This is a genomic window from Gordonia sp. 852002-10350_SCH5691597, assembly GCF_001665715.1.
Classification (GTDB): domain Bacteria; phylum Actinomycetota; class Actinomycetes; order Mycobacteriales; family Mycobacteriaceae; genus Gordonia; species Gordonia sputi.
The window spans coordinates 1-25,212 of record NZ_LZMO01000056.1 but is presented as its reverse complement, the minus strand read 5'-3'; the positions used below and the strand labels follow the sequence as shown (position 1 = coordinate 25,212).

The 25,212-nt window shown below is 65.9% G+C and carries 20 protein-coding genes and 4 pseudogenes; 17 read left to right on the top strand and 7 right to left on the bottom strand.

All coding sequences use genetic code 11. The features are described 5' to 3' along the window. Positions 1-324: 324 nt before the first annotated feature. The 10 genes and pseudogenes from A5777_RS25785 (at position 325) to A5777_RS03940 (ending at position 10,037) form a co-directional block, all read left to right on the top strand. Positions 325-845, top strand: a pseudogene (locus A5777_RS25785) (general stress protein). A gap of 3 nt (positions 846-848) precedes the next feature. Further along, positions 849-2,732, top strand: coding sequence for a molecular chaperone DnaK (gene dnaK, locus A5777_RS03980; RefSeq protein WP_007238922.1), 1,884 nt, complete (start codon positions 849-851; stop codon positions 2,730-2,732). An 8-nt stretch (positions 2,733-2,740) separates the two neighbouring features. Then, a complete protein-coding gene (locus A5777_RS03975) occupies positions 2,741-3,265 on the top strand; it encodes a nucleotide exchange factor GrpE (protein WP_007238921.1) in 525 nt (174 codons plus the stop codon). Between the two features lie 5 nt (positions 3,266-3,270). Next, a complete protein-coding gene (locus A5777_RS03970; protein WP_007238920.1) occupies positions 3,271-4,209 on the top strand; it encodes a DnaJ C-terminal domain-containing protein in 939 nt (312 codons plus the stop codon). Beyond that, entirely contained in the window at positions 4,206-4,535 is a 330-nt protein-coding gene (locus A5777_RS03965; RefSeq protein ID WP_007238919.1) for a chaperone modulator CbpM, read from the top strand. Before A5777_RS03970 ends, A5777_RS03965 begins: the two co-directional genes overlap by 4 nt. Next, a complete protein-coding gene (clpB, locus tag A5777_RS03960; RefSeq protein WP_064861694.1) occupies positions 4,517-7,147 on the top strand; it encodes an ATP-dependent chaperone ClpB in 2,631 nt (876 codons plus the stop codon). The genes A5777_RS03965 and clpB overlap by 19 nt, the downstream gene beginning before the upstream one ends. Before the next feature lie 14 nt (positions 7,148-7,161). Further along, positions 7,162-7,614 carry a thioredoxin gene (gene trxA / locus A5777_RS03955; protein ID WP_012836059.1) on the top strand — a complete coding sequence of 151 codons (453 nt, stop codon included), beginning with the start codon at positions 7,162-7,164 and terminating at the stop codon, positions 7,612-7,614. Beyond that, positions 7,611-7,877 carry a UBP-type zinc finger domain-containing protein gene (locus A5777_RS03950; protein ID WP_005180064.1) on the top strand — a complete coding sequence of 89 codons (267 nt, stop codon included), beginning with the start codon at positions 7,611-7,613 and terminating at the stop codon, positions 7,875-7,877. The genes trxA and A5777_RS03950 overlap by 4 nt, the downstream gene beginning before the upstream one ends. Beyond that, positions 7,855-9,583, top strand: a pseudogene (locus tag A5777_RS25730) (FAD-dependent oxidoreductase). Before A5777_RS03950 ends, A5777_RS25730 begins: the two are co-directional and overlap by 23 nt. Positions 9,584-9,596: 13 nt before the next feature. Then, entirely contained in the window at positions 9,597-10,037 is a 441-nt protein-coding gene (locus A5777_RS03940; RefSeq protein ID WP_174299137.1) for a DUF1931 family protein, read from the top strand. Between the two features lie 1,043 nt (positions 10,038-11,080). On the opposite strand, the gene A5777_RS03935 is transcribed toward A5777_RS03940, so the two are convergent. Beyond that, positions 11,081-11,419 (bottom strand): hypothetical protein, encoded by a 339-nt coding sequence (locus tag A5777_RS03935; RefSeq protein ID WP_064861693.1) that lies wholly within the window; start codon positions 11,417-11,419, stop codon positions 11,081-11,083. A gap of 362 nt (positions 11,420-11,781) precedes the next feature. Between A5777_RS03935 and A5777_RS24570 the strand changes: the two genes are divergently transcribed. Together A5777_RS24570 and A5777_RS23975 are read left to right on the top strand one after the other, a co-directional pair. Continuing rightward, the gene (locus A5777_RS24570; RefSeq protein ID WP_156529277.1) at positions 11,782-12,180 is read left to right on the top strand and encodes a hypothetical protein; all 399 of its coding nucleotides are present in this window, start codon (positions 11,782-11,784) and stop codon (positions 12,178-12,180) included. Between the two features lie 83 nt (positions 12,181-12,263). Beyond that, positions 12,264-12,848 (top strand): annotated as a pseudogene (locus tag A5777_RS23975) (IS1380 family transposase); the annotation flags it as partial. Here A5777_RS23975 and A5777_RS25220 read toward each other — a convergent pair. Further along, positions 12,815-13,552: a DUF1295 domain-containing protein gene (locus A5777_RS25220; protein WP_231894932.1), complete on the bottom strand. Its 738-nt coding sequence runs from the start codon at positions 13,550-13,552 to the stop codon at positions 12,815-12,817. The pseudogene A5777_RS23975 and the gene A5777_RS25220 sit on opposite strands and share 34 nt — an antisense overlap. 11 nt (positions 13,553-13,563) lie before the next feature. Continuing rightward, complete coding sequence (locus A5777_RS03920; protein WP_064861691.1) at positions 13,564-14,346, bottom strand: LLM class F420-dependent oxidoreductase; 783 nt, start codon at positions 14,344-14,346, stop codon at positions 13,564-13,566. 149 nt (positions 14,347-14,495) lie between these two features. Here A5777_RS03920 and A5777_RS03915 point away from each other — a divergent pair, with 149 nt between their 5' ends. Then, positions 14,496-15,134: a class I SAM-dependent methyltransferase gene (locus A5777_RS03915; RefSeq protein WP_064861696.1), complete on the top strand. Its 639-nt coding sequence runs from the start codon at positions 14,496-14,498 to the stop codon at positions 15,132-15,134. Between the two features lie 9 nt (positions 15,135-15,143). On the opposite strand, the gene A5777_RS03910 is transcribed toward A5777_RS03915, so the two are convergent. The 4 genes from A5777_RS03910 to dhaK all read right to left on the bottom strand — a co-directional run bounded on the left by A5777_RS03910 (position 15,144) and on the right by dhaK (position 20,289). Continuing rightward, a complete protein-coding gene (locus tag A5777_RS03910) occupies positions 15,144-16,106 on the bottom strand; it encodes an aldo/keto reductase (RefSeq protein ID WP_064861690.1) in 963 nt (320 codons plus the stop codon). An 83-nt stretch (positions 16,107-16,189) separates the two neighbouring features. Next, positions 16,190-18,643 (bottom strand): phosphoenolpyruvate--protein phosphotransferase, encoded by a 2,454-nt coding sequence (gene ptsP, locus A5777_RS03905; RefSeq protein WP_064861689.1) that lies wholly within the window; start codon positions 18,641-18,643, stop codon positions 16,190-16,192. Then, on the bottom strand, positions 18,640-19,284 hold the full coding sequence (gene dhaL / locus A5777_RS03900; RefSeq protein ID WP_005202485.1) for a dihydroxyacetone kinase subunit DhaL: 645 nt from the start codon (positions 19,282-19,284) through the stop codon (positions 18,640-18,642). The genes ptsP and dhaL overlap by 4 nt, the downstream gene beginning before the upstream one ends. A gap of 15 nt (positions 19,285-19,299) precedes the next feature. Next, positions 19,300-20,289: a dihydroxyacetone kinase subunit DhaK gene (gene dhaK, locus A5777_RS03895; RefSeq protein ID WP_064861688.1), complete on the bottom strand. Its 990-nt coding sequence runs from the start codon at positions 20,287-20,289 to the stop codon at positions 19,300-19,302. A gap of 186 nt (positions 20,290-20,475) precedes the next feature. Between dhaK and A5777_RS03890 the strand changes: the two genes are divergently transcribed. The 4 genes and pseudogenes from A5777_RS03890 to A5777_RS03875 all read left to right on the top strand — a co-directional run. Beyond that, positions 20,476-21,282 (top strand): IclR family transcriptional regulator, encoded by an 807-nt coding sequence (locus tag A5777_RS03890; protein ID WP_064861687.1) that lies wholly within the window; start codon positions 20,476-20,478, stop codon positions 21,280-21,282. A 53-nt stretch (positions 21,283-21,335) separates the two neighbouring features. Further along, complete coding sequence (gene dinB / locus A5777_RS03885; RefSeq protein ID WP_064861695.1) at positions 21,336-22,598, top strand: DNA polymerase IV; 1,263 nt, start codon at positions 21,336-21,338, stop codon at positions 22,596-22,598. Positions 22,599-22,737: 139 nt separating this feature from the next. Next, entirely contained in the window at positions 22,738-24,174 is a 1,437-nt protein-coding gene (locus A5777_RS03880) for a CitMHS family transporter (protein WP_064861686.1), read from the top strand. A gap of 49 nt (positions 24,175-24,223) precedes the next feature. Beyond that, positions 24,224-25,212 (top strand): annotated as a pseudogene (locus tag A5777_RS03875) (histidine kinase); the annotation flags it as partial.

Below are 25,212 nucleotides of genomic sequence, written 5' to 3'. Positions count from 1 at the left end.
GAATTCGAGACCATCATCAACCACGAGGCCCCTCAGGCCGCGTGACTAACCCTGTCACCTATCCGTGCACCAGGCCCCTTGAGCCCGCCGCGTCGATTCCCCCATTCCATGACGGTAGGCACCGTTCTGGGCGATACTGAGAAGTGCCCCGGACCGAGTAGAGGCTAGGTACATGCAGAACTCACGCAATCCTGACGCGACAATTCTCACTGCGGCCGAACCGCATCGGATGACACTGGGACTGCCCCTACGCAAAACCCCAGGCATCCGCGGCAGCGGCACCACACGGAGATATTCTGGCCGGCCAACCCATCAGGCAGGGAGGTGATAGAGTCCAGTGGCGGGACTACCACGGTACGTCCGCACCGATCTGCCCCTCAAATATAGTAACGTTCGCCAACTTCGCCGAAACTGAAAACGACGTCGACGACCTCTCCGGCCAGCATTTCGCAGTAGGCAAACTAGCCATCGCGCGCCAGGACATCGAGCCGGTCGAATAGGTCATCGGCACACTGAACTACCGTTGGGCCGCGCCCGCGCCGCCGCGGGCGCGTGGACAGCTACACCATTAGGTTGGATTTTTGGATTACTCCACCGAGGCCGGCCGCCGTGTACACGCCTCCATCTCAGCTTCTACGCGCCGATCTTCGGTGCCGTTGTCGGCGCTCCGTTCGGCCTGCTCATGCACGCATCACAGGACAGGGCAGCCAGCGCGACTTCACCTCGTTCCCAGTCCTTACGACCATGTCCCTACACAACCACGTCACTACGAAGTCCTCGCCGACGTCGAGGTCGCGGACGAAGCCGTCCGCCTTCTCACCGGCCGGACCGATCGAAAGGAATGAATCATGGCAACTGCGGTAGGCATCGACTTGGGCACCACCAACTCGGTCATCGCAAGCTGGCAAGGCGGCGAACCGGTGGTGATCTCCAATGTCGAGGGTGCGCGGACGACGCCGTCGGTGGTCGCCTTCACTGAGAGTGGCGAGCGCCTGGTGGGTCAGCTGGCCCGACGACAGGCGATCTTGAACCCGAAGGGCACGATCTACTCGGCGAAACGCTTCATCGGGCGTCACTACGATGAGATCTCTGAGGAGGCCAAAGCGGTCAGCTTCGACGTCGTGCCGGGTGACAACGGTGAGGCGCGATTCGACGTGCGGGGCAAAAAGTACGCGCCGGAGGAGATCAGTGCACTGGTGCTGCGCAAGCTCGTCGACGACGCGAGCAAGTTCCTTGGCGAGAAGGTGAAGGAAGCGGTCATCACCGTTCCGGCCTATTTCAATGACGCGCAGCGCAACGCCACCAAGGATGCCGGCCGGATCGCTGGCCTCGAGGTCCTGCGGATCATCAACGAGCCGACCGCTGCGGCACTGGCTTACGGCATGGACAAGCAGACCCACGAGACCGTACTGGTCTTCGACCTCGGCGGCGGCACCTTCGATGTGAGTCTGCTCGATGTCGGCGAGGGAGTAGTCGAGGTTCGTTCGACGGCCGGCGACTCCCACCTCGGCGGCGACGACTTCGACCGACGCCTGGTGGACTACCTTGCCGACGAATTCCAGCGTGCGGAGAACATCGATCTGCGCAAGGATGCGCAGGCATTACAGCGCCTCTTCGAGGCCGCGGAGAAAGCCAAGGTCGAGTTGTCCTCGGTAACTCAAGCCCAGGTCAACTTGCCCTTCGTCACCGCAGACGCGAACGGTCCCAAACACCTCACCACCACGATCATGCGATCGAAGTTCGAGGATCTGACGGCAGATCTGGTGGAACGCTGCCTCGGTCCGGTAAAGCAGGCAATGAGTGACGCCAAGATCACCGCCAACGACATCGACGAGGTGATCCTGGTCGGTGGTTCGACACGCATTCCGGCGGTACAGGCACTCGTTCGCCGGCTCACCGGCGGTAAGGACCCCCACATGGGCGTCAACCCGGACGAGGTCGTGGCGCTCGGTGCCGCAGTCCAGGCGGGCGTGCTCAAAGGTGAGGTCTCCGACGTACTGTTGCTCGACGTCACCCCGCTGTCCCTCGGCGTCGAGACGCAGGGCGGGGTGATGACCAAGATCATCGAGCGCAATACGACGATCCCGGCCCGGCGCAGCGAAGTGTTCTCCACGGCGGAAGACAATCAGTCCGCCGTGGACGTGGTGGTGCTGCAGGGCGAACGCGAGCGGGCCGCCGACAACCGGGTGCTCGGACGGTTCCGGCTGGAAGACATCCGCCCCGCGCCACGTGGCGAGGCCCAGGTCGAAGTCACTTTCGATATCGACGCTAACGGCATCCTCAACGTCACCGCCCGCGACAAGGACACCGGCAAGGAGCAGAGCATCACGATCAGTGAGCAGGGCAACCTGGACCAGAGTGAGGTCGAGCGCATGCTTGCGGAGGCCGAACGGAACCGGGGTGAGGACGAGGAGCTGCGCAAGGCGGTCGACGCACGCAACGCGCTCGATTCGGTTGCCTACCAGGTGGAACGGCGACTCGCCGAACTCGGTGACAGTGCGCCCCCGCACGACAAGGCGCGTGCCGAGATGCTGATCGCCGACGCCAGGAAGGCTGTGAAAGACGGTGCTTCACCCGCGGAGATAGAGCCCCTGACCTCGGAGCTGCAGCAGCTGCTCTACGGGCTCGCGCCGGTCCAAGCCGGCGGCGGCGACGGACACCAGGCCGGCGGCGCAGAGGCTGCGTCGTCGGATGATGACGACGTGATCGACGCCGAGTTCGATCGAAGCTGAGGCACACGATGGAGAGGTCTGCTGATCATTCGACGACCGAGCCGGCTACCGACGGTACCGACGGGGATCAGACCGAGACGGCGCCTGATCGCACCGACACGGGGGCCGAGTTGGCTCAACTCGAGGACCGCTGGCGCAGGGCCCTCGCAGATCTGGACAACCTGCGCAAGCGGTATGCCAAAGATCTCGACCGTGAACGCGCCGCGGAGACAGCGAGGGTATCGGCGGCGTGGCTGCCGGTGCTGGACAACCTGGAGCTTGCGCTGGCACATGCGGGTAGTGACCCGCAGACTGTCGTCGACGGTGTGAAGGCAATCCGGGACCAGGCGGTGCAGATACTGTCACGGCTCGGCTTCGAGCGCCACGACGAGGTCGGTGTGCCGTTCTCCCCGGAGCTCCACGAAGTGGTCAGTGTGGTGACCCACCCCGACCTTCCCTCCGGAACCGTGATCGAGGTCTTGCGGCCAGGTTACGGAGAAAACGGACAGCAGTTGCGTCCCGCCACCGTGGTCGTCAGCCGACCTGAGGAGTGAGCGCCATGGCGCGTGACTACTACGAAGCGCTCGGGGTCCCGCGCAGCGCCGACACCGACGAAATCCAGCAGGCCTACCGCAAGTTGGCCCGCAAGTATCACCCCGACGTGAACAAGGACCCCACTGCGGAGGACAAGTTCAAGGAGGCCAACGAGGCCTACCAGGTGTTGTCCGACCCGGACACCCGGAAACGCTACGACCGGTTCGGCCCCGACTTCCGGCGTGTGCCCGAGGACTACGACGAACGGGTCCGGGCAAGCGCCGGTGGGTACGGCGGCGGGTTCGGCGGCGGCGGGTACGGCGGTGGGGGCGGGGGCAGAAGGGTGCACTTCGGTCGCGGTGTCGGTGGCGAGGGCGGCGTCGACTTCGAGGACCTCTTCGGGCAGATGTTCGGCGGCGGTGGCGGGTACGGGCCGATTCCCGGCGCCGATCAGGAAGCGGAACTGGAACTGACCTTGGAAGAGGCGTATCGGGGCGGCAAACGCACTCTCAGACTGGACGGACGGCAGTACGACGTCGACATTCCGGCCGGTGTCCTGGACGGCCAGCGAATCCGGCTGGCCGGGCAAGGCGGCCGGGGCAACGGCGACGCGCCGCCCGGGGATCTGTACCTCGTGGTGCGGATCAAGCCGCATCCCCGGTTCCGCGTCCAGGGCCGGGACATCTACGTCGACCTGCCCGTATCGCCATGGGAGGCGGTCCTCGGGTCGACCGTCGTCGTTCCCACCCCGGGTGGCGAGGCGAAAGTCAAAGTGGTGCCGGGCTCGTCGACGGGACGGAAGCTTCGCCTGCGCGGAGAAGGAATGCCCAATCCGCGGGGCGCCAACGGCAACCTCTACGCCGAAATCAAGGTGATGGTGCCGCCGAAACCGACAGCACGTGAACGCGAGCTGTTCGAACAGTTGGCCGCCGAATCGAACTTCGATCCGAGGAAACAGCCATGAGCACCCCGACCCCGGGCACCCAGTACATATTGGTTCGCCGTACCGGAATGTCGCTGGATGTCTTCGCCGAACGTACCGGGCTGCACCCCGACCTGGCACGAAAGCTTGTGGCTCTCGGCCTGCTCGACGCACGCCGCGGCCCCGGCGGCGAAATATTGTTCGAACCGTCAGCAGTGGCCCACGCTGCCCGCATCCAACGGTTACGGACGGGCCTGGGTCTGAACTACTCGGCAATCGGGCTCGTGCTCGATCTGCTGGATCGAATCGAGAAACTCGAAGCAGCGTCCCACGGAAGGAAGACACCCCCATGGACACCGGCAGTCTGACTGAAAAGTCACGAGAAGCCCTGCAGGAAGCCCAGAACCTGGCGACCAGAATGGGTCACACCGAGGTCGACGGAGAGCACCTGCTGCTCGCGTTGGTCGATCAGCAGGAAGGGTTGGTACCGCGACTGCTCGAGCAGGCCGGTGCGAACGTCGATGCCCTGCGATCCGATCTGGAACGTGAACTGTCGCGTAGGCCGAAGGTCAGCGGCCCCGGTGCGACGCCCGGTCAGGTGATGATCACCCAGCGCCTGGCCAAGCTGCTCGACGCCGCGGAACGGGAGGCGAAGCGACTCAAGGATTCCTACGTGTCGGTGGAGCATCTCGTGATGGCTCTCTCCGAGGAGGGGTCGACCAGTGCGGCCGGACGGGTTCTCACCAGTCATGGGGTCACACGAGAGGCCTTCCTCGCCGCCTTGACCACAGTGCGCGGCAATCAGCGCGTCACCTCGGCCACCCCGGAGGGTGCGTACGAGGCGCTCGAGAAGTACGGACGCGACCTCGTCTCCGAGGGGCGGGCAGGCAAACTCGATCCGGTCATCGGGCGAGATGCCGAGATCCGCAGGGTAACGCAGATCCTGAGCCGGAAGACGAAGAACAATCCGGTGCTGATCGGCGACCCCGGCGTCGGCAAGACCGCGATCGTCGAGGGACTCGCCCAGCGGATCGTCCGCGGCGACGTGCCCGAGGGCCTGCGCGACAAGACGATCTTCTCGCTCGACATGGGTTCCCTGGTGGCCGGTGCGAAGTACCGCGGCGAGTTCGAGGAACGGCTACAGGCGGTGCTGTCCGAGGTGAAGGCGGCCGAGGGGCGCATCCTGTTGTTCGTCGACGAGTTACACACCGTCGTCGGCGCGGGATCGGTCGGCGGCGAGGGATCTCTCGACGCCGGCAACATGCTCAAACCGATGCTCGCCCGCGGCGAACTGCACATGATCGGTGCCACCACTCTCGACGAGTATCGCAAGCACATCGAATCCGATGCAGCATTGGAGCGTCGATTCCAGACCGTGCTCGTCGACGAGCCCGGCATCGAGGATGCAATCTCGATTCTGCGCGGACTTCGAGAACGCCTCGAGGTGTTTCACGGCGTGAAGATTCAGGACGGCGCACTGGTGGCCGCCGTGACCCTCTCGCACCGGTACATCACCGACCGTTTCCTTCCGGACAAGGCGATCGATCTGGTAGACGAGGCGTGCGCGCGGCTACGAACCGAAATCGATTCGATGCCCGCCGAACTCGACGAGCTCACCCGGAAGGTGACCCGGCTGGAGATCGAGGAGGCCGCGCTGTCCAAGGAAACGGACGCGGCCAGCAAGGCGCGTCTCGAGGAGTTGCGTAAGGAGCTGGCCGATCTGCGGGCCGAGGCCGACGCCCGGCACGCTCAGTGGGAGGCGGAGCGCCAAGCGATCCGTCGGGTGCAGGAGCTGCGGGGGGAGCTGGAACGATTGCGACACGAGGCCGAGGAGGCCGAACGCAATTACGACCTCAATCGGGCCGCCGAGTTGCGGTACGGCGAGATCACCGCGCTGGAGCGCAGGCTCGAGGCGGCGGAGGAGCAATTGGCTACCAGGCAGGGCCGGAATCCGTTGCTGCGTGAGGTGGTCACCGAAGACGAGATCGCAGAGATCGTGGCCGCATGGACGGGTATCCCGGTCGCCCGGCTACAGGAAGGCGAGCGGGAGAAGCTGTTGAAGCTCGACGAGATCCTGCACGAGCGGGTCGTCGGTCAGGACGAGGCTGTGCAACTGGTCGCAGACGCGGTGATCCGGGCGAGGTCCGGCATCCGTGATCCGCGCCGGCCGATCGGTTCGTTCATCTTCCTGGGACCGACAGGTGTGGGGAAGACCGAGCTCGCGAAGACGTTGGCCAGTGCGCTCTTCGACAGCGAAGACAACATGGTGCGCCTGGATATGAGCGAGTACCAGGAGCGGCACACGGTGAGTAGGCTCATCGGTGCGCCACCCGGGTACGTCGGGTATGACGAGGGGGGTCAGCTCACCGAGGCGGTGCGTCGCAAGCCGTACTCCGTGGTGCTCTTCGACGAGATCGAGAAGGCCCATGCCGACGTCTTCAATACCCTGCTGCAGGTGCTCGATGACGGCCGGATCACCGATTCTCAAGGCAGGCAGGTCGATTTCCGGAACACGGTGATCATCATGACCTCGAACATCGGATCCCAGCATCTGCTCGAGGGAGTCACAGCGGACGGCGAGATCAAGCCGGACGCCCGGGAGCGTGTGCTGGCGGAACTGCGCGGGCACTTCCGTCCCGAGTTCCTCAACCGGGTCGACGACATCGTGTTGTTCACCCCGCTCACGCTGCCCCAGATCGAACATATCGTCGAGCTGCAGCTCGCCGATCTTCGGAACAGGTTGTCGGAGCGCCAGATACACCTGGATATCACGCCGGAAGCACGCCGGCTCATCGCCGAACACGGTTTCGACCCGGTCTACGGTGCGCGGCCGCTGCGGCGGTATATCGCCCATGAGGTCGAAACCAGGATAGGTCGTGCGCTGTTGCGCGGCGAAATCGAACCGGGCGGCACCATCAGTGTCACGGTGGACGGCGGCGAGCTCGCCGTCGCATATACGGAACCCGCCATCGCGGCCTGAGAAGAGGTGTCGTCATGGGATCCGACAAGGTGAAGTGCCCACACTGCGGCAAGGTCAACAAGGTGCCGGCGGCCGGGGACGGGAGACCCCGCTGCGGGAACTGCCACGAGCCGCTGCCCTGGATCGCCTCGGCAGGGGACGGCGACTTCGCGGAGGTCGCCGAGAAATCCTCGGTGCCTGTACTCGTTGACCTCTGGGCGACGTGGTGCGCTCCGTGCCGCATGGTCAGCCCCGCGCTCGAGCAGCTCGCCACAGAACGCGCAGGTCAGATCAAGCTGGTCAAGGTCGACGTGGACGCTGCGCCCCAGACGGCCGAACGGTTCACCGTCCGCGCCGTACCGACTCTGCTGGTGATGGACCGAGGTGAGGTACTCGCTCGTCAGGCGGGCGCAGCTCCGGTACCCCAGCTGCGCACGTGGCTCGATCAGGCGCTCTCGGAAAATGCAGGCAAGGAGGCGAAGCCATGACCTCGGTCCATGCCGACCCGCACGTGACCGCGATCCGGGCCGTGGTGCCCCGCACTCCACAGGGTTGCGAGGAATGTCTTCGCCTCGGCACCCCGTGGGTACATCTGAGGCTGTGCCTGACGTGCGGACACGTCGGTTGCTGCGACTCCTCGCCGGGCAAGCACGCGAGCGCACACGCTCACACCATCGGCCATCCGATCGTCCAGTCGATGGAACCCGGTGAAGATTGGCGCTGGTGTTATGTCGACCAGAACTTCGTCTGAGGACGCCCCACGCCTCGGCGACGGTCAGCTCGTCGACGACGAGACCCCGGATACAGTCGGAGCATTCCCGCGGCTGACGGACGACCAGATCACGACGCTCGAGGTCGGTGGCACGCGTCGATCGGTTCACGCCGGCGAGGTGCTGATCCGAGCGGGCGCGCCCAGCAACGACTTCTTCGTCATCCTCACCGGCAAGGTCGCGGTCATCGACGAGGGCGCCGAGGACGGCGAACGCCGGATACTGCGCGTGCACGGTCCGGGCCGATTCCTGGGCGAGCTCGGACTGCTGGAAGGCCAGGTGGCGTTCTTCACCGCCGAAGCGATCGCGAACGGCGAGGTCCTCGTCGTCCCGGCCGAGCGGGTGCGCGAGCTCGTCGCCCACGACCTCGTGCTCAGCGATCTGATCCTGCGCGCCTACCTGATCCGCCGGCACCTGCTGATCGGGCTCGGCGCGGGGTTCCGGATCATCGGCTCCTGCTATTCCCCGGACACGTTGCGGCTTCGCGAATTCGCCATACGAAACCGGCTGCCCCACAGGTGGATCGATCTGGAGCAAGACGAACGGGCGGAGCAGCTGCTGCAAAGCCTGGGTGTCGCCCCCGAGGACACTCCCGTCGTGATCTGGCACGGCGAGAAAGTGCTGCGCAATCCGACGAACCCCGAACTCGCCCGCATCGTCGGGCTCCCGGTCCCGGACTCGGTCCCGGACGCAGCCCAGGACGTGTGCGACCTCGTCGTCGTAGGTGCCGGACCGGCGGGTCTGGCCGCGTCCGTGTACGGCTCATCCGACGGGTTGAACACGGTGACACTGGAGTCGATCGCTGCAGGTGGGCAGGCTAGCACCTCCTCCCGGATCGAGAACTACCTGGGCTTCCCGGCGGGGATCTCCGGCGCCGAATTGGCCGAGCGCGCCCTAATCCAGGCCGGGAAATTCGGTACCCGCCTTCTCGTGTCGGCGGAGGTGACCGGTTTGGGATCCGAGGGCGGGCACCATGTGCTCCGGCTGGCGGACGGCGGCGAGATCCGCGCCCGGGCGGTCGTGCTCGCCACCGGGGCGCGATATCGCAAGTTGGAGGTTCCGGGAATCGAGGCACTGGAGGGGAGAAGCGTGTATTACGCCGCAACCCATCAAGGAAGCGCGGCTGTGCGGCACCGACCCTGTAGCCATCGTCGGCGGCGGAAACTCCGCCGGCCAGGCCACCGTCTTCCTCGCAGACCATGTCTCCCACGTTCACCTCCTCATCCGCGGCCACGACCTCGGAAAGAGCATGTCCCGATACCTGGTCGACCAGATCGAACGGCATCCGCGGGTGACCGTGCACCGGAACACCGAGATTCGTCAGGTCCACGGCGACAAGCACCTCGAAGAGATTGTGGTCGAGGACAATCGCACGGGCGACCAGGACACGATCCGGGTGCACGCCCTGTTCGTCTTCATCGGGGCGACGCCGCACACCGGGTGGCTGGCCGACACGATCGCACTCGACGACCACGGCTTCGTCCTCACCGGCATGGACGCGGTCCACGCCCGAGGAGACGGCAACCGGCCGATCAGCGCCGGGCTGTCCAGGACGCTCGAAACCAGCCGGTCCGGCCTGTTCGCGGCGGGCGACGTCCGCAGCGGCTCGGTGAAACGGGTCGCATCCGCAGTCGGTGAAGGAGCGATGGCGGTACGCCAAATCCATGAATACTTCGAAAGGAGCTGACGACATGCCAGTGATGGGCACCGTCAAATTCCAGCGGTTCTTCCGGGCAGCGGCCGGACTACAGGTCGACCGGAACGACCTCAAGCGCTATACGGATTTCATCGACGACAAGATCTACGACCTGATCCTGATCGGCAAGGCCTCGGCAAAGGCAAACCTGCGGGACGTGATCGAACCGTGGGACCTGCCGATCACCAAGGGGCTGCAGGAGAGCATCGACCGATTCGAGAAGCTGGACGAGGAGATCGAACTACAACCTCTGCTCGACCAACTGGCGGCCCAACCGCCCTTGGACGTAGCCCTCTCCGAGAGAACCGAGCAGAGATTGCCGCTGATTGCCGGCGGCTTGAGCGTGGCGCTGGCGCGCACTTTCGTCACTGTCCAGCCGGACCGCAAAAACCCCGGGAGCGCCGAGTGGAACGTCACCCTCGACATCTTCCATCAACTCCTCTGAACCCAGCCAGCGACCGGGCACTGATGGCGGACAAACGTGCCATCCTTGGCTTCGCCGAAAGGCACTGTCGTCATGCATTCAGCCTAGCCGCTAGACTGGCCAGAAACTAGCCATATGTTTAGCCGATAACGCCGATTATGTCAAGTAATGCTTGACATGTAAACTCGGAAACGAGCTGTCCGATGGGGCATTGGCAAAGCGACTCGGCATCACACGACAAGCGCTGCACATGTGGCGAGGTCAAGGTTTACGGTCTGGCGGACGCGCTTAGTGGGCGATCTGCCCGGCACTTCCACGTCCAGCGGAAGCGCTGTCCGCGCGGCAGCGTTCATTACACACGCGCTCAACGGCTTTGGTGCCGCACCACGCATGTGCAGAGAGGAAAGTTGAGCCCACAGACATGGACGAAAGGAAGTGGGCAATGCTGCGAAATGCTCGAGCACGCCAAGCCATTGGTGGTGAAGGACCGGGCGGCCGGCACTGCCGCTGCTGCCGAAGCCGAAGCACCAACAAGTCCTACCGGGTGCGGGAAAACCGTCAGTGGCGGCGCGACTACGGGAGCGGCACGTAACACCAGATCCACAGTCGCTGACCCCGATCCGCGCTCACCCTTTGCTGGAGGCGAGCGCGGACCAGCCCTGTCGAAGCCGTCAGCGACATCTCAGGTGCATGAGACGCCGGGGGTTACGGGACGTGAGCTGAATTGGCCTGCCGTGCAACCGTTCAGCAGGGGTGCCGGGAGACGTCATGGCTGTCCGGTGTAGCCGCAGCACGAACGAGGTAGCAAGTGCTCCGCACGCTAGACCTGGCGGCGCGCGGCGACCACGCGCGACGGTGTGCGGACGAGACCGAGCTTGTGCTCAGCGCCTATGGGCGGAAGCCCGATCGGTACGCCATCGCACGCGGGGAAGGGGTGCTTTGGGGCGTGACTGCCGAAGAAGGGTGCACATCCAGCGATGGGCAGTGAGCTCGAAGCACCTGCCTGCGCACGGCAGGCGATCCAGAGAGACGGTGCGCGACTGGCAGACCACGCACCGGCGCGGTCACTGTTCTTCGCTGATCTCTGCCTCGTAGTGGTAGGGCCGTGACACCGCATCCCAGTCGATGCCGAGCATGTCGCAGAGGTGACGCATGTCGTTGAGCAGGTCCGACATCGACGTCCATACCGATTCGTTGCTGTAGGTGCCCGAGTTCTGGCTGTATTCCGTTACAGCAGCGAAGGCGTGCGAGGCGCGGATTTCGTTGGCGATCAATGGATCGTCGGTGTCAGTGAGGTGTGCTGGGACGGTACGGAACAGTGCGGAGACAGCTTCGGCGCTGACGCCGCCGGGTTCTGCGTCGGCAGGGTCTAGGCGTGGTTGAACTCGGTACGGGTCGCTCATGGCTTGGTCCTTCGTGGTGGGGTGACGCCAATGATGCTGTGGCGTAGACGGGAGAGCGGCACCGTCACTTGTTCCGCGCAGCCATCACCGCACGTGGCGCACCCGCTGCTCTATGTGATCGAAGGCGCTGCAAGGCAGATCCTTCACGCAAAGGTTTGCCCGCTGACCCAAATCCGGGCGCGAACGACGTGAAAGTCATCGCTCTGGAGGCGATGCGCGACGCACATGGGTTTCTGTGTCCTTGCCACAACTTCACTGCTCGATCACTGCTGGACGCCTCGGGATTCAACGTCCCAGTTGTGAAGAGACCCAACAATCGTGGTTTTGCCACAGCGTGGCATCTATAGGATTACGATCCCGGCATGAAGACAGAAGGCGAATCGGCGCAGGTCAGACTTGTGGGCGCTGGAAGTCTGGCCCGACTTGTAGCTGTGTTTGTCGTGATTGCGATGGCGGCATTGACTTTAGTGGCGGGGGCGGCGTTGCGTGCTGCGCCAGCGCGCGCCGCGCCCCCACCGCCGTATGACGCGTTTTATGACTTGCCTGCCGGATGGGCGTCCACGCAGCCCGGAGCGATCCTGAAAAGCCGCCCGGTAGCGGTCAAAACGTTGCAGATACTGCCGTTGAACGTACAGGCATGGCAGCTGTTGTACCGCAGCACCGGCGCTGATGGGCAACCATATGCGGCAGTGCCTACGGTGATGATTCCGCAGGGGCCAGCTAAGCCTCGATCCACCGATTTGTACCTGTCCGGGGGATGAGGGATAGACGAAATGCCCTGTCTGAGTGACAGAATGGGACTTGCTCAGGGTTCCATCGGTACACGCAGAAGGGCATCTCGTAGATGCGATTGTCTCATAGCCATCCGGTCCGGTCTGCCATGTGTGATGATCCGAATCTGCTCGGCGCGGCTGGGTTGGTGCCGGTGATGACGTTGGCCGAACAGGCCGGCCTGTCGGGGCTGGCCCGCGAGCATCTGAGCGTGCCCACCGATAAGGGCGCCCACCCGGATCGCAAGGTGTTCTCGCTGGTCGCGGGCATGGTGGCCGGCGCCGACAGCATCGACGACATGGCAGTACTGCGGCACGGCGCGATGGGCCGGGTGTTCGAGCACCCGTATGCCCCGTCGACGCTGGGATCGTTCTTGCGGGAGTTCCGGTTCGGTCATGTCCGCCAACTGGATGCGATCGCCACCCGCGTGTTGGCTGGTCTGCATGCCCGCACTCCGGTGCTGGCCGGCATCGACGGTGCGGTGATGGTCGATATCGACGACTCGATCATCGAGGTCTACGGTCCGGCCAAACAGGGTGCCGGGTTCGGCTACACCCGGGTGCGTGGGCTCAACTCAGCGATCACCACCCTCACCTGCGGACCGGGTGCGCCGGTGATCGCCGCTCAACGCCTACGCAAGGGAGCATGCAACGCTGCGGCCGTCGCCGCCGCTGAGCGGTCCTCGCCTCCGGTGTCGTTGAGGATGCGCCACTGCTGCGCAGAGATGGGCGTGCGCCGCCGCCAGGCTCGTGGCGCCTGCCACTGCAACTCCTCCGCACCATCGCTGTCAGGGGCAAGTTCGTGCATCTGTGCGACCGCGGACAGCGCGACCATAGGACCCGGGGTGGGGGAGTGGGGGGTGAGGTCGTCAGTGATGGCGGCGCGGAGTCGATCGCCGGCATGGGCAACGACCGCGCCGATACGCACCCTCTTGACCTGACCGTCGCGGCGGTGGACCTCTACCTCGAGGCCGGGGCGGTAGACCTCGGCATCGAGCTGCAGCGTGATCAGCACGAGCAGGAGGTTCTGGTAGATCACGATGAAGAACAGGTTGAACAACCAGAACTGCCACTTACTCATACGGGAGCGCAGCACGGCCCAGCGGTAGTCCTCGGTACCGGTATACCCACCGCGTCGGGCGAAGTTGAACGTCAGACGGATACCCCACGCCGTCACGAGCACAGCCATCACCGTCACGCGAACGTCGAAGTGGCTGTACGCCGCGAACACCCAGAGGTAGATGACAGGCGCGATCGACCAGATGCGGTCGACCCACGACGTGTCGCCGGTGACCAGCGACGCGACCCAACAGCCAAGCGAGATGACACCCGCGATGATGGCGACGACGGCGAGGCTCGACATATTGACTCAGTTCACCCGCGCCAGCGGCACAAGGCTTCGACGGCCGTCAGGTCGTACTCGGGGCCGGTGGTGCCAACGGTGATCAGCGAGACGCCCTCGGCGCTGACGGCATCGGCGGTGCGCACCAGCTCTTCGACGTCGCCGGTGAACGGGATGCCCGCCGACCGCTCGATGGTTTCGGGGTCGCGGCCGATCTCCTCGCAGTACCCAGACAGCACCTTGGTCTTGTGCCGGTAGGTCTCGACGTCGTTGAAGCCGTGCCAGGCATCGGCGTACTTCGCGACGAGCGGGAGGGTCTTCTTCTCGCCGCTGCCACCGATGAGGACCGGAATGTGCCGGGTGGGTTGGGGATTGAGCTTCTCGAACCGTGAGGCGATCCGCGGCAGTGCCTCGCCCAGCTCGCCGATGCGGCTGCCCTTGGTGCCGAAGTCGTAGCCGTACGCGTCGTAATCCTTCTCGAACCAGCCCGCGCCGATGCCGAGGATGAGTCGGCCGCCGGAGATGTGGTCGACTGTGCGTGCCATGTCGGCAAGCAAGTCGGGATTGCGATACGAGTTGCACGTGACGAGCGCGCCGATCTCGACGCGTTCGGTCTGCTCAGCCCACGCGCCGAGCATGGTCCAGCACTCGAAATGCGCGCCGTCGGGGTCGCCGTAGAGCGGATAGAAGTGGTCCCAGTTGAAGATGATGTCGACGCCGAGGTCTTCTGCCCGCAAGACCGCGTCGCGGATCAGCGAGTAGTCGGGGGCGTGCTGCGGCTGGATCTGGACTCCGATGCGAATGGGAAATGCCATGTCTCCCAGTCTGCCCCTCCGCGAGCGCCGCGTCGATGACCAACTTCCGCCGGTCGAGCCCACACCGCCGGTCGAGCTTGTCGAGACCACTTCTTGCCTCCAACGCAATGCTGCTCGACGCCGCGCGGCGGCGGTGTCAGGCTGGACCGATGAGCCACGACCAGAACCCGCACACGGCGGCCGAGTGGGACGCGAGGTACGCCGACACCGAGCGCCTCTGGACGTCGAACGTGAACCCCTCCCTGATCGCTGAGGCCTCCGACCTGGCGCCGGGCACCGCGCTCGACGTCGGAAGTGGCGAAGGTGCCGATGCCCGCTGGCTCGCCGAGCGCGGATGGCAGGTCACGGCGATCGACATCTCGCAGGTCGCCGTCGACCGCGCACGGCAGAGCTTCCCCGGACCCGAGATCACTTGGCTGCAAACAGATCTCGTCGTCGACGACGTACCGGGTGGTGACTTCGCTCTCGTCGCAGCGCACTACTTCCCGATCCTCGCCGAAAACCGTTCGGTGGCAGAGAAACTCGTCGACGCCGTCCGGCCGGGCGGCTCACTGCTGGTGGTGGCACACGCGCCAGACGGCGTGCGCGCACACGGGTTCGACCCCGCCGACTACGTGCAACCGGACGACATCGCGACCCTGCTCGAAAGCCGGCCCGCGGACGGTGAGTCCAGGGAAGGTGGCTGGGAGATCGTCACCCACGAGACCCGCCCGCGCGGCATCCCCGCTGGTGGCGGGCACCACATCGACGACGTGGTGTTGCTGGCGCGTAGGTTGCCCGCTCGGTAGCGGCTTGCTCTAGCTCCAGTCGCGCTGCGACCGCTTCGACCAGTAGTCGTCGGGCGACTCGGGGTGCGCGACGAGTTCCGTGAGCACCGCGGGTTCGAGTGTCACCGTGCCCGCGGCGACATTGCTGTCGACCTGCTCGACACTCACCGCGCCCGACAGCACGTGTGATGCCCAGGGCTGGGCCAGCGCAGCCGCCAGCGCGACCTGGTCGGTGGGTACGCCCAGTTCGTTTGCAGCGAGGTCGACGGCGCGTCGGGCGTCGGAGTCGTCGTCGACGCCAGGCGCCAACCGGCCGTTGGCCATGCCCTCCTTCACGACCACCGACAGGCCCGCCTCCGCGGCCTCCGCCAGCGCTGGGCCCACCGACGTCTCCAGCAGATTCCACGTCGACTGGACGACCCCGAAGAGCGGTGCTCCGCCGACTTCGATCGAGAGCGCTTGTCGCACAACGTCGGCCTGCGACGCGCCCGACGTCGAGAAGCCGATGCGATAGCCGTCGTCGCGCAGTCGTGCGAGCGCGTCGAGCAGTGCGGGGTTGGTCAGTGCCGGACTGTCGGGTGTCAGCGAGTGGATCTGGTAGATGGAGAGCGCTTCGCCGAGTATCGAGCGGCTCGCGGTCCACTGGTCGACGAACTCGCCGAGACTGTGGTCCTTCACCTCGTGAACCGAGGCGTCGAGTTCCCATTCGCCGACGTAGCGGTAGCCCCACTTCGACGCGACGACCACGTCGTCGACGTCGGGACGATCACTCAACCAGTCGGCGAGGAACTGCTCCGACAGTCCGTACGACCGCGCGCAGTCCAGGTAGCGCACCCCGTCGGCGTAGGCGGCGTCGAGCACCGCGTACGTGCGCGCACGCATGTCCTCGATGCTGCGTTCCTCGCCGAGGTCGTCGTCTCGTCCGGTCGTGATGTACGCCGGACGTCCGACCGCTGCCAGGCCCAGTCCGATTGTGGCGCTTGGTGTTGTCACTTCTCGACCTCGTGAACCCCGTCGACTGTGTCCGCTCGTGTGTTGGCCTGCATGCGTTCGAGTCTATCGAGCGGCGCTGCTCACTAGGTGAGTGCGGCGCGCACCGAGGCGGCCGTGTCGGCTTCGAGGCACCGTTCGACGAGCCTGGGATTGGTGGTGGCCTCGATGCCGCGTACCGCCTGCTTGACCGGTGGGACCGCGCGGGGAGCGACGCTTAGCTCCCGCACCCCAAGCGCAACAAGGAGATCCGTTGCCGTCTCATCGGCCGCCAGCTCTCCGCAGACTGCGACCAGGCGGTCGGGTCCCGCACCGCGACAGACCCTGTTGATCAGTGTGACGACTGCGGGATCGAGTGGATCGGCAAGCGCCGCAACGGAAGTGTCGCCGCGTTCTGCGGCAAGCGTGTACTGCGTGAGGTCGTTGGTACCGATGCTGAAGAAGTCGACGTGCGGTGCGAAGGCGGCGGTCTTGAGGGCTGCTGCAGGGACCTCGATCATGATTCCCACCTCGAGTCCCGCCGGTACACCACGTCCGACGGAAGTGATCATAGAGTCGAGATGCTTTCGGGCGGTGAGCAGTTCGTCGACGGTGGTCACCATCGGGAACATGATGCTGATCGGGGTCTGGTGTGCGACGGTGATGATGGCTCGGAGCTGGTCGTCGAAGAGGGTCTTTTCCGCCAGTGCGAGGCGGAGCCCACGCAGGCCGAGGAAGGGGTTCTCTTCGGCGGGTTGCGGCGCGAACGGGAGTGGTTTGTCGCCTCCGACGTCGAGCGTGCGCAGCGTGATGCGTTGGCCGCCAAGGGCATCGGCCATAGCGAGGTAGGTGTCGATCTGCTCGTCGACGGAGGGTGGCAGCGCACGGTCGAGGTAGAGGAACTCGGTACGGACCAACCCTGAACCGTCCGCGCCACTTTCGGCCGCGGCGCGTGCGTCTTCGACGGAACCGAGGTTGGCTGCCACCAGTATTCGCGTGCCGTCGGCGGTGCTCGCGGACTCGTGCGCCGCCGCGCGGGCGAGTTCTCCGCGCTCCGCAGCCCGCGATGCCTCGCCGCGCAGGCGTTCGAGGGTCTGACTGTCAGGGTCGACGATGATCTCGCCGGTCGATCCGTCGAGGGCGACGGTGACACCTGGTTTGATGGCCAAGACGTCGGAGCCTGCCGCGACGACCGCGGGTATTCCTCGCGCGCGGGCGAGGATTGCAGCGTGACTTGTCGGGCTCCCGCCTTCGAGGATGATGCCAGCGACCTTCTCGGCGTCGAGGACGGCCGCCTGTGCCGGCAGCAGATCGTCGACGACGAGGATGCCGGTGCCATCAATGGTTGCGTCCGCGATGCCTGCCAGCTTTCGGAGCACCTGCTGTCCGACCGCGTGCACGTCGACGGCGCGTTCGCGCAGGTAGGGGTCGTTGACGGCGCGCCATTCGGCTTCGACTGCAGCCACTGCCTCCGCCCACGCGTGTGACGCGGGTGCGCCGGACTCGATGCGCTCGCGGGCCGCGGCCACGAGGTCGGGATCGTCGAGCATCACCAGGTGGGCGTCGAAGATGGCGGCGTCGGCGGGGCTATGACGCGCTGTCGTGGCGCGCAGGCCCTCGATGTCGGCGCGTACAGCGTCGAGGGCGTTGCGCAGTCTCGTGGACTGTGCGTCGGCGGAGTCGTACTGCTCGTCGGGGGGCTCGACGTCGACGACCGCGGGCGTGAACACCGGACCGATCGCGATCCCGGGCGACGCCGGCAGGGCGGAGTGGTCTCGACAAGCTCGACCAGCGGTGGTAACCCGACCAGCGGGGGAGGCAGCTCGACCAGCGGCGGCCGTGTCCTCCTCGCCAAACCGGTTGCGCGCCAGCGTGGTCAGGTGTTCGACGGCGGCGCGGGCGTCGGGGCCGCTCGCGTCGATCTCTAGGCGCTGGCCGCACCGCACGGCGAGGCCCACCACCTGCGACATGCTGCTCGCCGACGCCGGGCCTGCGCCGGTATCGAGGTTGCGCAGCGTGACCTCGGCGTCGAATTGTCTTGCCTCCGTCACCAATCGGGCGGCTGGCCGGGCGTGGAGGCCATGCGGGTTCTCGACCTTGACGACGGCGGTCTCACCCCCGGTCGGTGCATTCACACCGCCAGCCGGCACATCCTCGACGCCCAACGCCGATCGCTTGGGCGTCAGCGCCTGCGCCGCCTCGGCGGCGACGTCGGCGGGTGAAGCCCCAGAGGCGGCGGTCACGGCCGCGGCCATGAGTCCCTCGACCAACGGAGCCGCCGACAGCACGGTGCGCTCGCGGACCTCCGGGTCGATCAGTTCAAGCGCGAGTTCGGCTGACAGAACAGCACTTCCGAGATCCATCAGGACCACGACGCCCTGTGCGTCGTCCGCCTTCTCGATCGCGTCGACGATGGCGGTGGCATCGGTGCCGAAGGTCTCGGCGTCGAGTCCCGCTGCGACGGCGATGCGCGTCGTCGATCCGTGGAGCATCTCCGATGCCAGTGCCACCGCGGCGTCGGCAAGCGCCCTGCTGTGAGAGACGACCACCAGCCCCGTCATGGTGTGCCGGTCGCGTTCACGGCTTCGGCGAGCGCGTCGACGAGCATCGCCGCGCTCGTCGCTCCCGGATCCTGATGTCCGACGCTGCGCTCACCGAGATACGACGCGCGACCCTTGCGGGCAACCATGTCGACGGTCGAATCGCGTCCGGCGGCGGCAGCATCGGCGGCGACCTGCAGTGCCTTCGGCAGTGCTGCGCCGTCGGCGAGCGCCGCATCGAGGGCATCGCATGCGGGGTTGAGCGCATCGAACATGGTCTTGTCGCCGGGCTGTGCGTGTCCGCGGTCGACCACGCCGGCAAGGCCGGCGCGCAGTGCCGCGGCGAGCGTCGTGCCGTCGATCTCGCTGCTGTCGCCGATGGCGCCCGCCATCCGGAGCAGCAGGGTGCCGTTCAGCGGCCCGCTGGCGCCGCCGACCTTGCTGACGAGTGTCATGCCTGCCTTCTTCAGCATCGGTCCCGGCAGGTCTGGACTATCGGCGAGTCCGTCGACGACGGCGGTCATGCCGCGTTCCATGTTCGATCCATGGTCGGCGTCGCCGATAGCGGCGTCGAGTTGGGTCAGGCCGTCGACGTCGGCCACCACGTCGCTGGTGAACAGGCGGAGCCAGGTGGCGATGGTGTCAGTGGTCAGGGTGGTCATGACGTGCCCTTTCGATCAAGCCCAGTGCAGGTTCGGTGTGTCGACCGGAGCGTCCCACAGATCGGTGAGTTCGTCGTCGAGTCGCAGGAGCGAGACCGAACATCCCGCCATGTCGAGGCTGGTGACGTAGTTGCCCACGAGGGTGCGCGTTGCGGTGATGCCAGCGGCGTCGAGTAGTCGTGTGAATTCGGCGCACATCAGATAGAGCTCGATCAGGGGTGTTCCGCCGAGGCCGTTGACCAGCAGGACGACCCCGTTCTCGCCGAGGGTGAAGTCGAGGTCGGCGAGAACCGGATCGATCAGCATCTGCGCCATCTCATTCGCCGAAGGCAGTTCGACGCGTTTGCGGCCCGGTTCGCCGTGGATGCCGACGCCGAGTTCGATCTGATTCTCGGGGAGGTCGAAGGTGGGGTGGCCGACCGCGGGGACCGTGCAGGAGGTGAGAGCGAGGCCCATGGTGCGTGCGTTGTCATCTGTCTTGCGTGCCAGCCTGGCGACTTCGGCGAGGTCGGCGCCGCGCTCGGCGACCGCCCCGGCGATCTTCTCGACGAAGACCGTGCCGGCTACACCGCGTCGACCGACCGTGAAACTGCTGTCGGTGACGGCCACGTCGTCGTCGACGATGACAGACACCACCTCGACGTCGGCGAGCTCTGCGGCCATCTCGAAGTTCATCACGTCGCCGCTGTAGTTCTTCACGATGTGCAGCACGCCAACGCCACCGTCGACGCCGCTGGTGGCGGCCAGGATCTGGTCGGGGACGGGCGATGTGAAGACCTCGCCGCAGGCGGCGGCGTCGAGCATCCCTTGGCCGACGAATCCGCCGTGCAGGGGCTCGTGGCCGCTCCCTCCGCCGGAGACCAACCCGACCTTTCCGCGACGTGGTCCCTCCGCTCGGAAGATCACCCTGTTCTCGTGGTCGACGCGCAGTCGGGGATGAGCGGCCGCAACCCCGCGCAGTGCGTCGGCCAGCACATCGGCCGGCTCGTTGATGAACTTCTTCATGAGCCACTACTCCTACGGGACACATCTGCGGGTACGCACGGTGAGGCCGAGCAATTCATTCGACATTATCGAATGAAATGTCACACTACGCCCCGCGCGATGTGACGGGCAATACTTTCCGAAGATGGAACAGGCGAGATCTCTCCCCGGGGAGATCGCTGAGACGATTGCTGCGAGAATGTCTGGATGATTCAGTCCGTAGACCGCGCGCTCCGCGTGCTCACGGTGCTGGCGGGCGACCACCGGATGAGTCTCGGACAGATCGCGGAGAGGCTCGAGCTGCCGCCGTCGACCGTGCACGGCATCGTCCGCACGCTGCTCGCACACCGCATGGTCGTGCAGGAGCGCGATTCGGGGCGCTACCGCCTCGGACCTGCGGTTCTCACCTTCGGAAACGTGTACCTCGACAGTCTCGAACTCCGTGCGCGGATCGCGCCGTGGGCTGAGCATCTCGCACGACGCAGCGGACTCGCGGTCCGCACCGCGGTGATGTTGATCGACGACGTCGTGGTGGTCCATCACCAACCGAGGCTCGACGGTTCGCGGCAGATGCCCGAGGTCGGAATCGTCATTCCCGCGCACGCGTCGGCCCTGGGCAAGGCGATCATGGCGTTCGACGCCAAGCTGACCGACGACATCCTCGACGCCGACCTGCGCGACATGACCGGCTCGACCCTCACCGATCCGGCGGCGCTGCGCGCGACCCTCGCCGATGTGCGCGCGACAGGACTCGCCGAGTCCGTCGAAGAGGCTGTTTTGGGTGAGTGCGAACTCGCAGCCGTGTTGACCGACCGGATGGGTGGTCCGATCGGTGCCGTCGGTGTCGTCGCCACCGCGGAGCAGTGGCCACTCGAGTCGTCGGTCGCCTCGATGCTGCGCGACGTCGCCCGCAATACCTCGCGCGAATTGGGCGCTGCCACTTGGCCTCCCGTGGTTCAGGACGAGCGCGCCACCGACAAGGATGCCTGGCGGCGGAGGTCCCGCACAGGTTGATCGGGGCAGCTCGGGTGTAGAGAATGTCCGACCTGCATGCGAACATGTGTTCTATGCGGATCGAGCGACGCGAGCGGCACGAGGCGTCGATACTTCACGCCGACCTCGACTCCTTCTACGCGTCGGTCGAGCAGCGCGACAACCCGGCACTACGTGGACGGCCGGTACTCGTCGGCGGTGGGGTGGTGCTCGCCGCCAGCTATGAGGCCAAGGCGTTCGGCGTGCGGTCGCCGATGCCGGGCCACGAGGCGCGGGCGCTGTGCCCGCGCGCAATAGTGGTGCCGCCGCGCTTCGAGGCCTACGTCGAGGCCAGCCGCGCGGTCTTCGAGATCTTCCACGACACCACACCCATCGTCGAGGGCATCTCGGTCGACGAGGCGTTCCTCGACGTCGCGGGCCTGCGTCGAGTGTCGGGAACACCGGTCGAGATCGCGGAGCGTTTGCGTAGACGCGTCAGCGACGAGGTGGGACTGCCGATCACTGTGGGACTTGCGCGCACCAAATTCCTCGCAAAGGTCGCGAGCGCCGTCGGCAAGCCGGACGGGCTGCTCGAGGTGGCACCGGGAACCGAGCTGGCGTTCTTGCATCCGCTACCCGTTCGGAGGCTGTGGGGCGTCGGGCCGGTGACCGAGGCCAAACTGCACGACGCGGGCGTCACCACGGTCGGCGGGATCGCCCGGCTCGGCGAGCGCTCACTCAAGCACATCGTCGGACCGGGCTCTGCGCGTCACCTCTTCGCGCTGTCGATGGCCACCGATCCGCGTCGTGTCGAGACCGGGCGTCGACGCTCGTCGATCGGTTCGCAGCGGGCGCTAGGCCGTCGACCCAAGAGCGAAGCCGACCTCGAGGCGACCGTCGTCGCTATCGTCGAGCGCCTGGGGCGTCGCCTTCGTAATGCCGAACGAGTCTGTCGCACAGTCGTATTGCGTCTCCGGTTCGACGACTTCTCACGTGCAACACGGTCGCGAACACTGTCCGACGCCACCGATCGCACCGACGTGATCATGTCGTCGGCGCGCGGATTGCTCGACGACGCCCTGCCCGTGATCCGCGACCGCGGATGCACGTTGATCGGATTGTCGCTCACCGGACTCGACGAGCGCGACTCGATACAGCTCACCCTGCCGTTCGACCAACCCGACCCTGCCGACCGCCGGGTGCGCGCGGTCGAGGCGTCGAGTCCGCTCAGCGGTCGGGGCGCGCACCTCGACACCGCGATGGACGATCTGAGAACGCGATTCGGCCGCGACGCCGTCACCCGCGGCGTACTCCTCGGGCGCCACCACGGCGACGACGCCCCGATGCTTCCGGACTGAACGGCAGCCCGTTTCCCGTGCGCAGAACGCGCAAAACGTGCCTTACGCGCACAAGCTTCACTGTGATCTGGACTACCCCGACACTCGATCAGTAACGGGCAACACACCGCTCGCGAACGACACGAGAAAGAGCACGGAAATGTTGGTAGCACTCGGGTTGGGCATGGTCGCCACGTTCATGTTCCTCATCATCACCAAACGCGCGACACCAGTGGTCGCGCTCATCCTGGTCCCGGTCGCGTTCGGGCTGTTCGCCGGCGCTGGCCTCAGCATCAGCGACATGATCACCGACGGGATCAAAGAACTCGCCCCTACGGCGGCGATGCTGTTCTTCGCGATCATCTTCTTCGGGATCATGATCGACGTCGGGCTCTTCGACCCCATCGTTCGGCTGGTGGTCCGGATGGTCGGGCATGATCCGGCGCGGCTGGTCGTCGGCACCGCAGTGCTCGCGATGGTCGTCTCACTCGACGGCGACGGCTCGACGACGTTCATCATCACCACCGCGGCACTCCTACCGCTCTATCTGAAACTACGCGTCAGCCCCGTCGTCCTCACCGTCGTCGCAGGTCTCGCGAACGGCACGATGAACATACTTCCGTGGGGAGGCCCCACGGCTCGTGCGGCGAGTGCGCTGAAGATCGACACCAACGACATCTTTCTGCCCATGCTCCCCGCGCTCGGGGCCGCGCTGCTGGTCGTCCTGGCTTTCGCCTATCACCTCGGGGTCTTGGAGCGTCGTCGGATCGGGCGTCTGGAAGTCGACGACGCGGTGCTCGTGCCGCGCGGTGAACTGGTTGCCGCTGGAGTCGGCGGGTCCGGGACGACGTCGAACAACCGACCAGCTCTCTCGACTGGTTCGAGCGGAACCGACTCCAGCACAGGCGATGTCGCCACGACGTCGGATGGCGACGGGGAGTCGGCGTTCACCGGGGTTCTCGATCCGAATCGAAAGACGTTGCGACCCAAGCTGGTCTGGGTCAACGCGACGCTGACGGTCGCCCTGCTGGCGATCCTCGGAGCCGACATCGTCGCGATCCCCGTTCTCTTCATGATCTTCGCGGCTATCGCGCTTGCCGTGAACTTCCCGCACATCAAAGATCAACAGGAGGCCATCACCCGCCACAGTTCCAGCATCGTCTCGGTGGTCGCGATGGTGCTAGCCGCTGCGGTGTTGACCGGGGTGTTCAGTGGGACCGGGATGGTGGACGCCATCGCACATTGGATGGCCGACGGGATTCCGAGCGCGATGGGTCCGCACATGGCAATCGTCATCGGGATCGTTTCGATGCCGTTGACATTCCTGATGAGCAACGATGCGTTCTATTACGGTGTGCTTCCGGTCCTCTCGGAGACCGCCTCGCGGTACGGCATCGATCCCGCAGAGATGGCACGCGCCTCGATCACCGGCCAGACCGTTCACATGCAGAGCCCGCTGGTGCCCGCGATCCTGCTGCTGGTCGCGCTCGCGGGGGTCTCACTGGCCGACCATCACAAGAAGGTCCTGTGGCGAGCAGCACTGGTATCGGTGACGATGCTTGCTGTGGGCGTCGTGGTCGGCGCGATCCCGTTCTGAGAGTTCGAACTCCAACCGCCGCACTACTGCCGACGCCTAGGCTCTACACATGCGATTACGGACGCAGGTTCTTCTGCTGCAACTGTCCGTCATCGCGGTGAGCCTCGGCGTCGGTTTCGGCGTCGTGCTCGCGGGTACCGACGACCGTAGCCGCGACGAGTACGCGCAACGCGCGCTCGCGATCGCGCAGTCGGTGGCGGCCGATCGTGAAACGGTCAGCGAGGTCGCGGAAAGCGACCGCAGCGACCTCGACGTCAGCCAACTGGCGAACGGTCCGATTCAAGCCCAGGCATCCGCGGTGCGTGAGCGCACCGGAGCGTTGTTCGTCGTGATCGCGAACGCCAACGGCATCCGGTTGTCGCACCCCGATCGGGGCGAGGTCGGGAAGCACGTGTCGACCGATCCCACCAAGGCGCTGTCGGGGCAGGCCGATATCACCACCGATCGCGGCACGCTCGGCGAGTCCGTGCGCGCGAAGGTGCCCATCATCGACGACGGTCGCGTTGTCGGACTGGTGAGCGTGGGTGTCTCGACGGCCGACCTTGCGGCAGCGACGCGTCGGGCAATCGGGACCACGGTGCTGATCGCTCTGGCGGCGCTCGCCGTCGGCGCGGTGGGATCAATCCTGCTCGCGCGTCGATGGCGTCGACTCACTTTGGGTCTCGAACCCGACGAACTGGCCGAACTGGTCCGCGATCAGGGCGCCGTGTTGCACGCCATGGCCGACGGCGTGCTCGCTGTCGACGCGACCGGTGTCATGCGCGTCATCAACGACAAGGCACGTCAGCTGCTCGACATCACTGATGAGGTCGGTACCAGCGTCGACGATCTCGAGCTCAGCGACCGGATCCGGGCTGTGCTGCGCACCCCGACCCCCGATCCGGTCGCCGCGACCGTCGGCGACCGCATCGTGCTGGTGTCGTCGCACCGCGTCGATGTCGACGGGCGCGACCTCGGTATCGTCGCGTCGATCATCGATCGCACCGACGTCGAAGAGCTCACCCGCGAGATCGATTCGATGGGCGCGATGAGTACGGC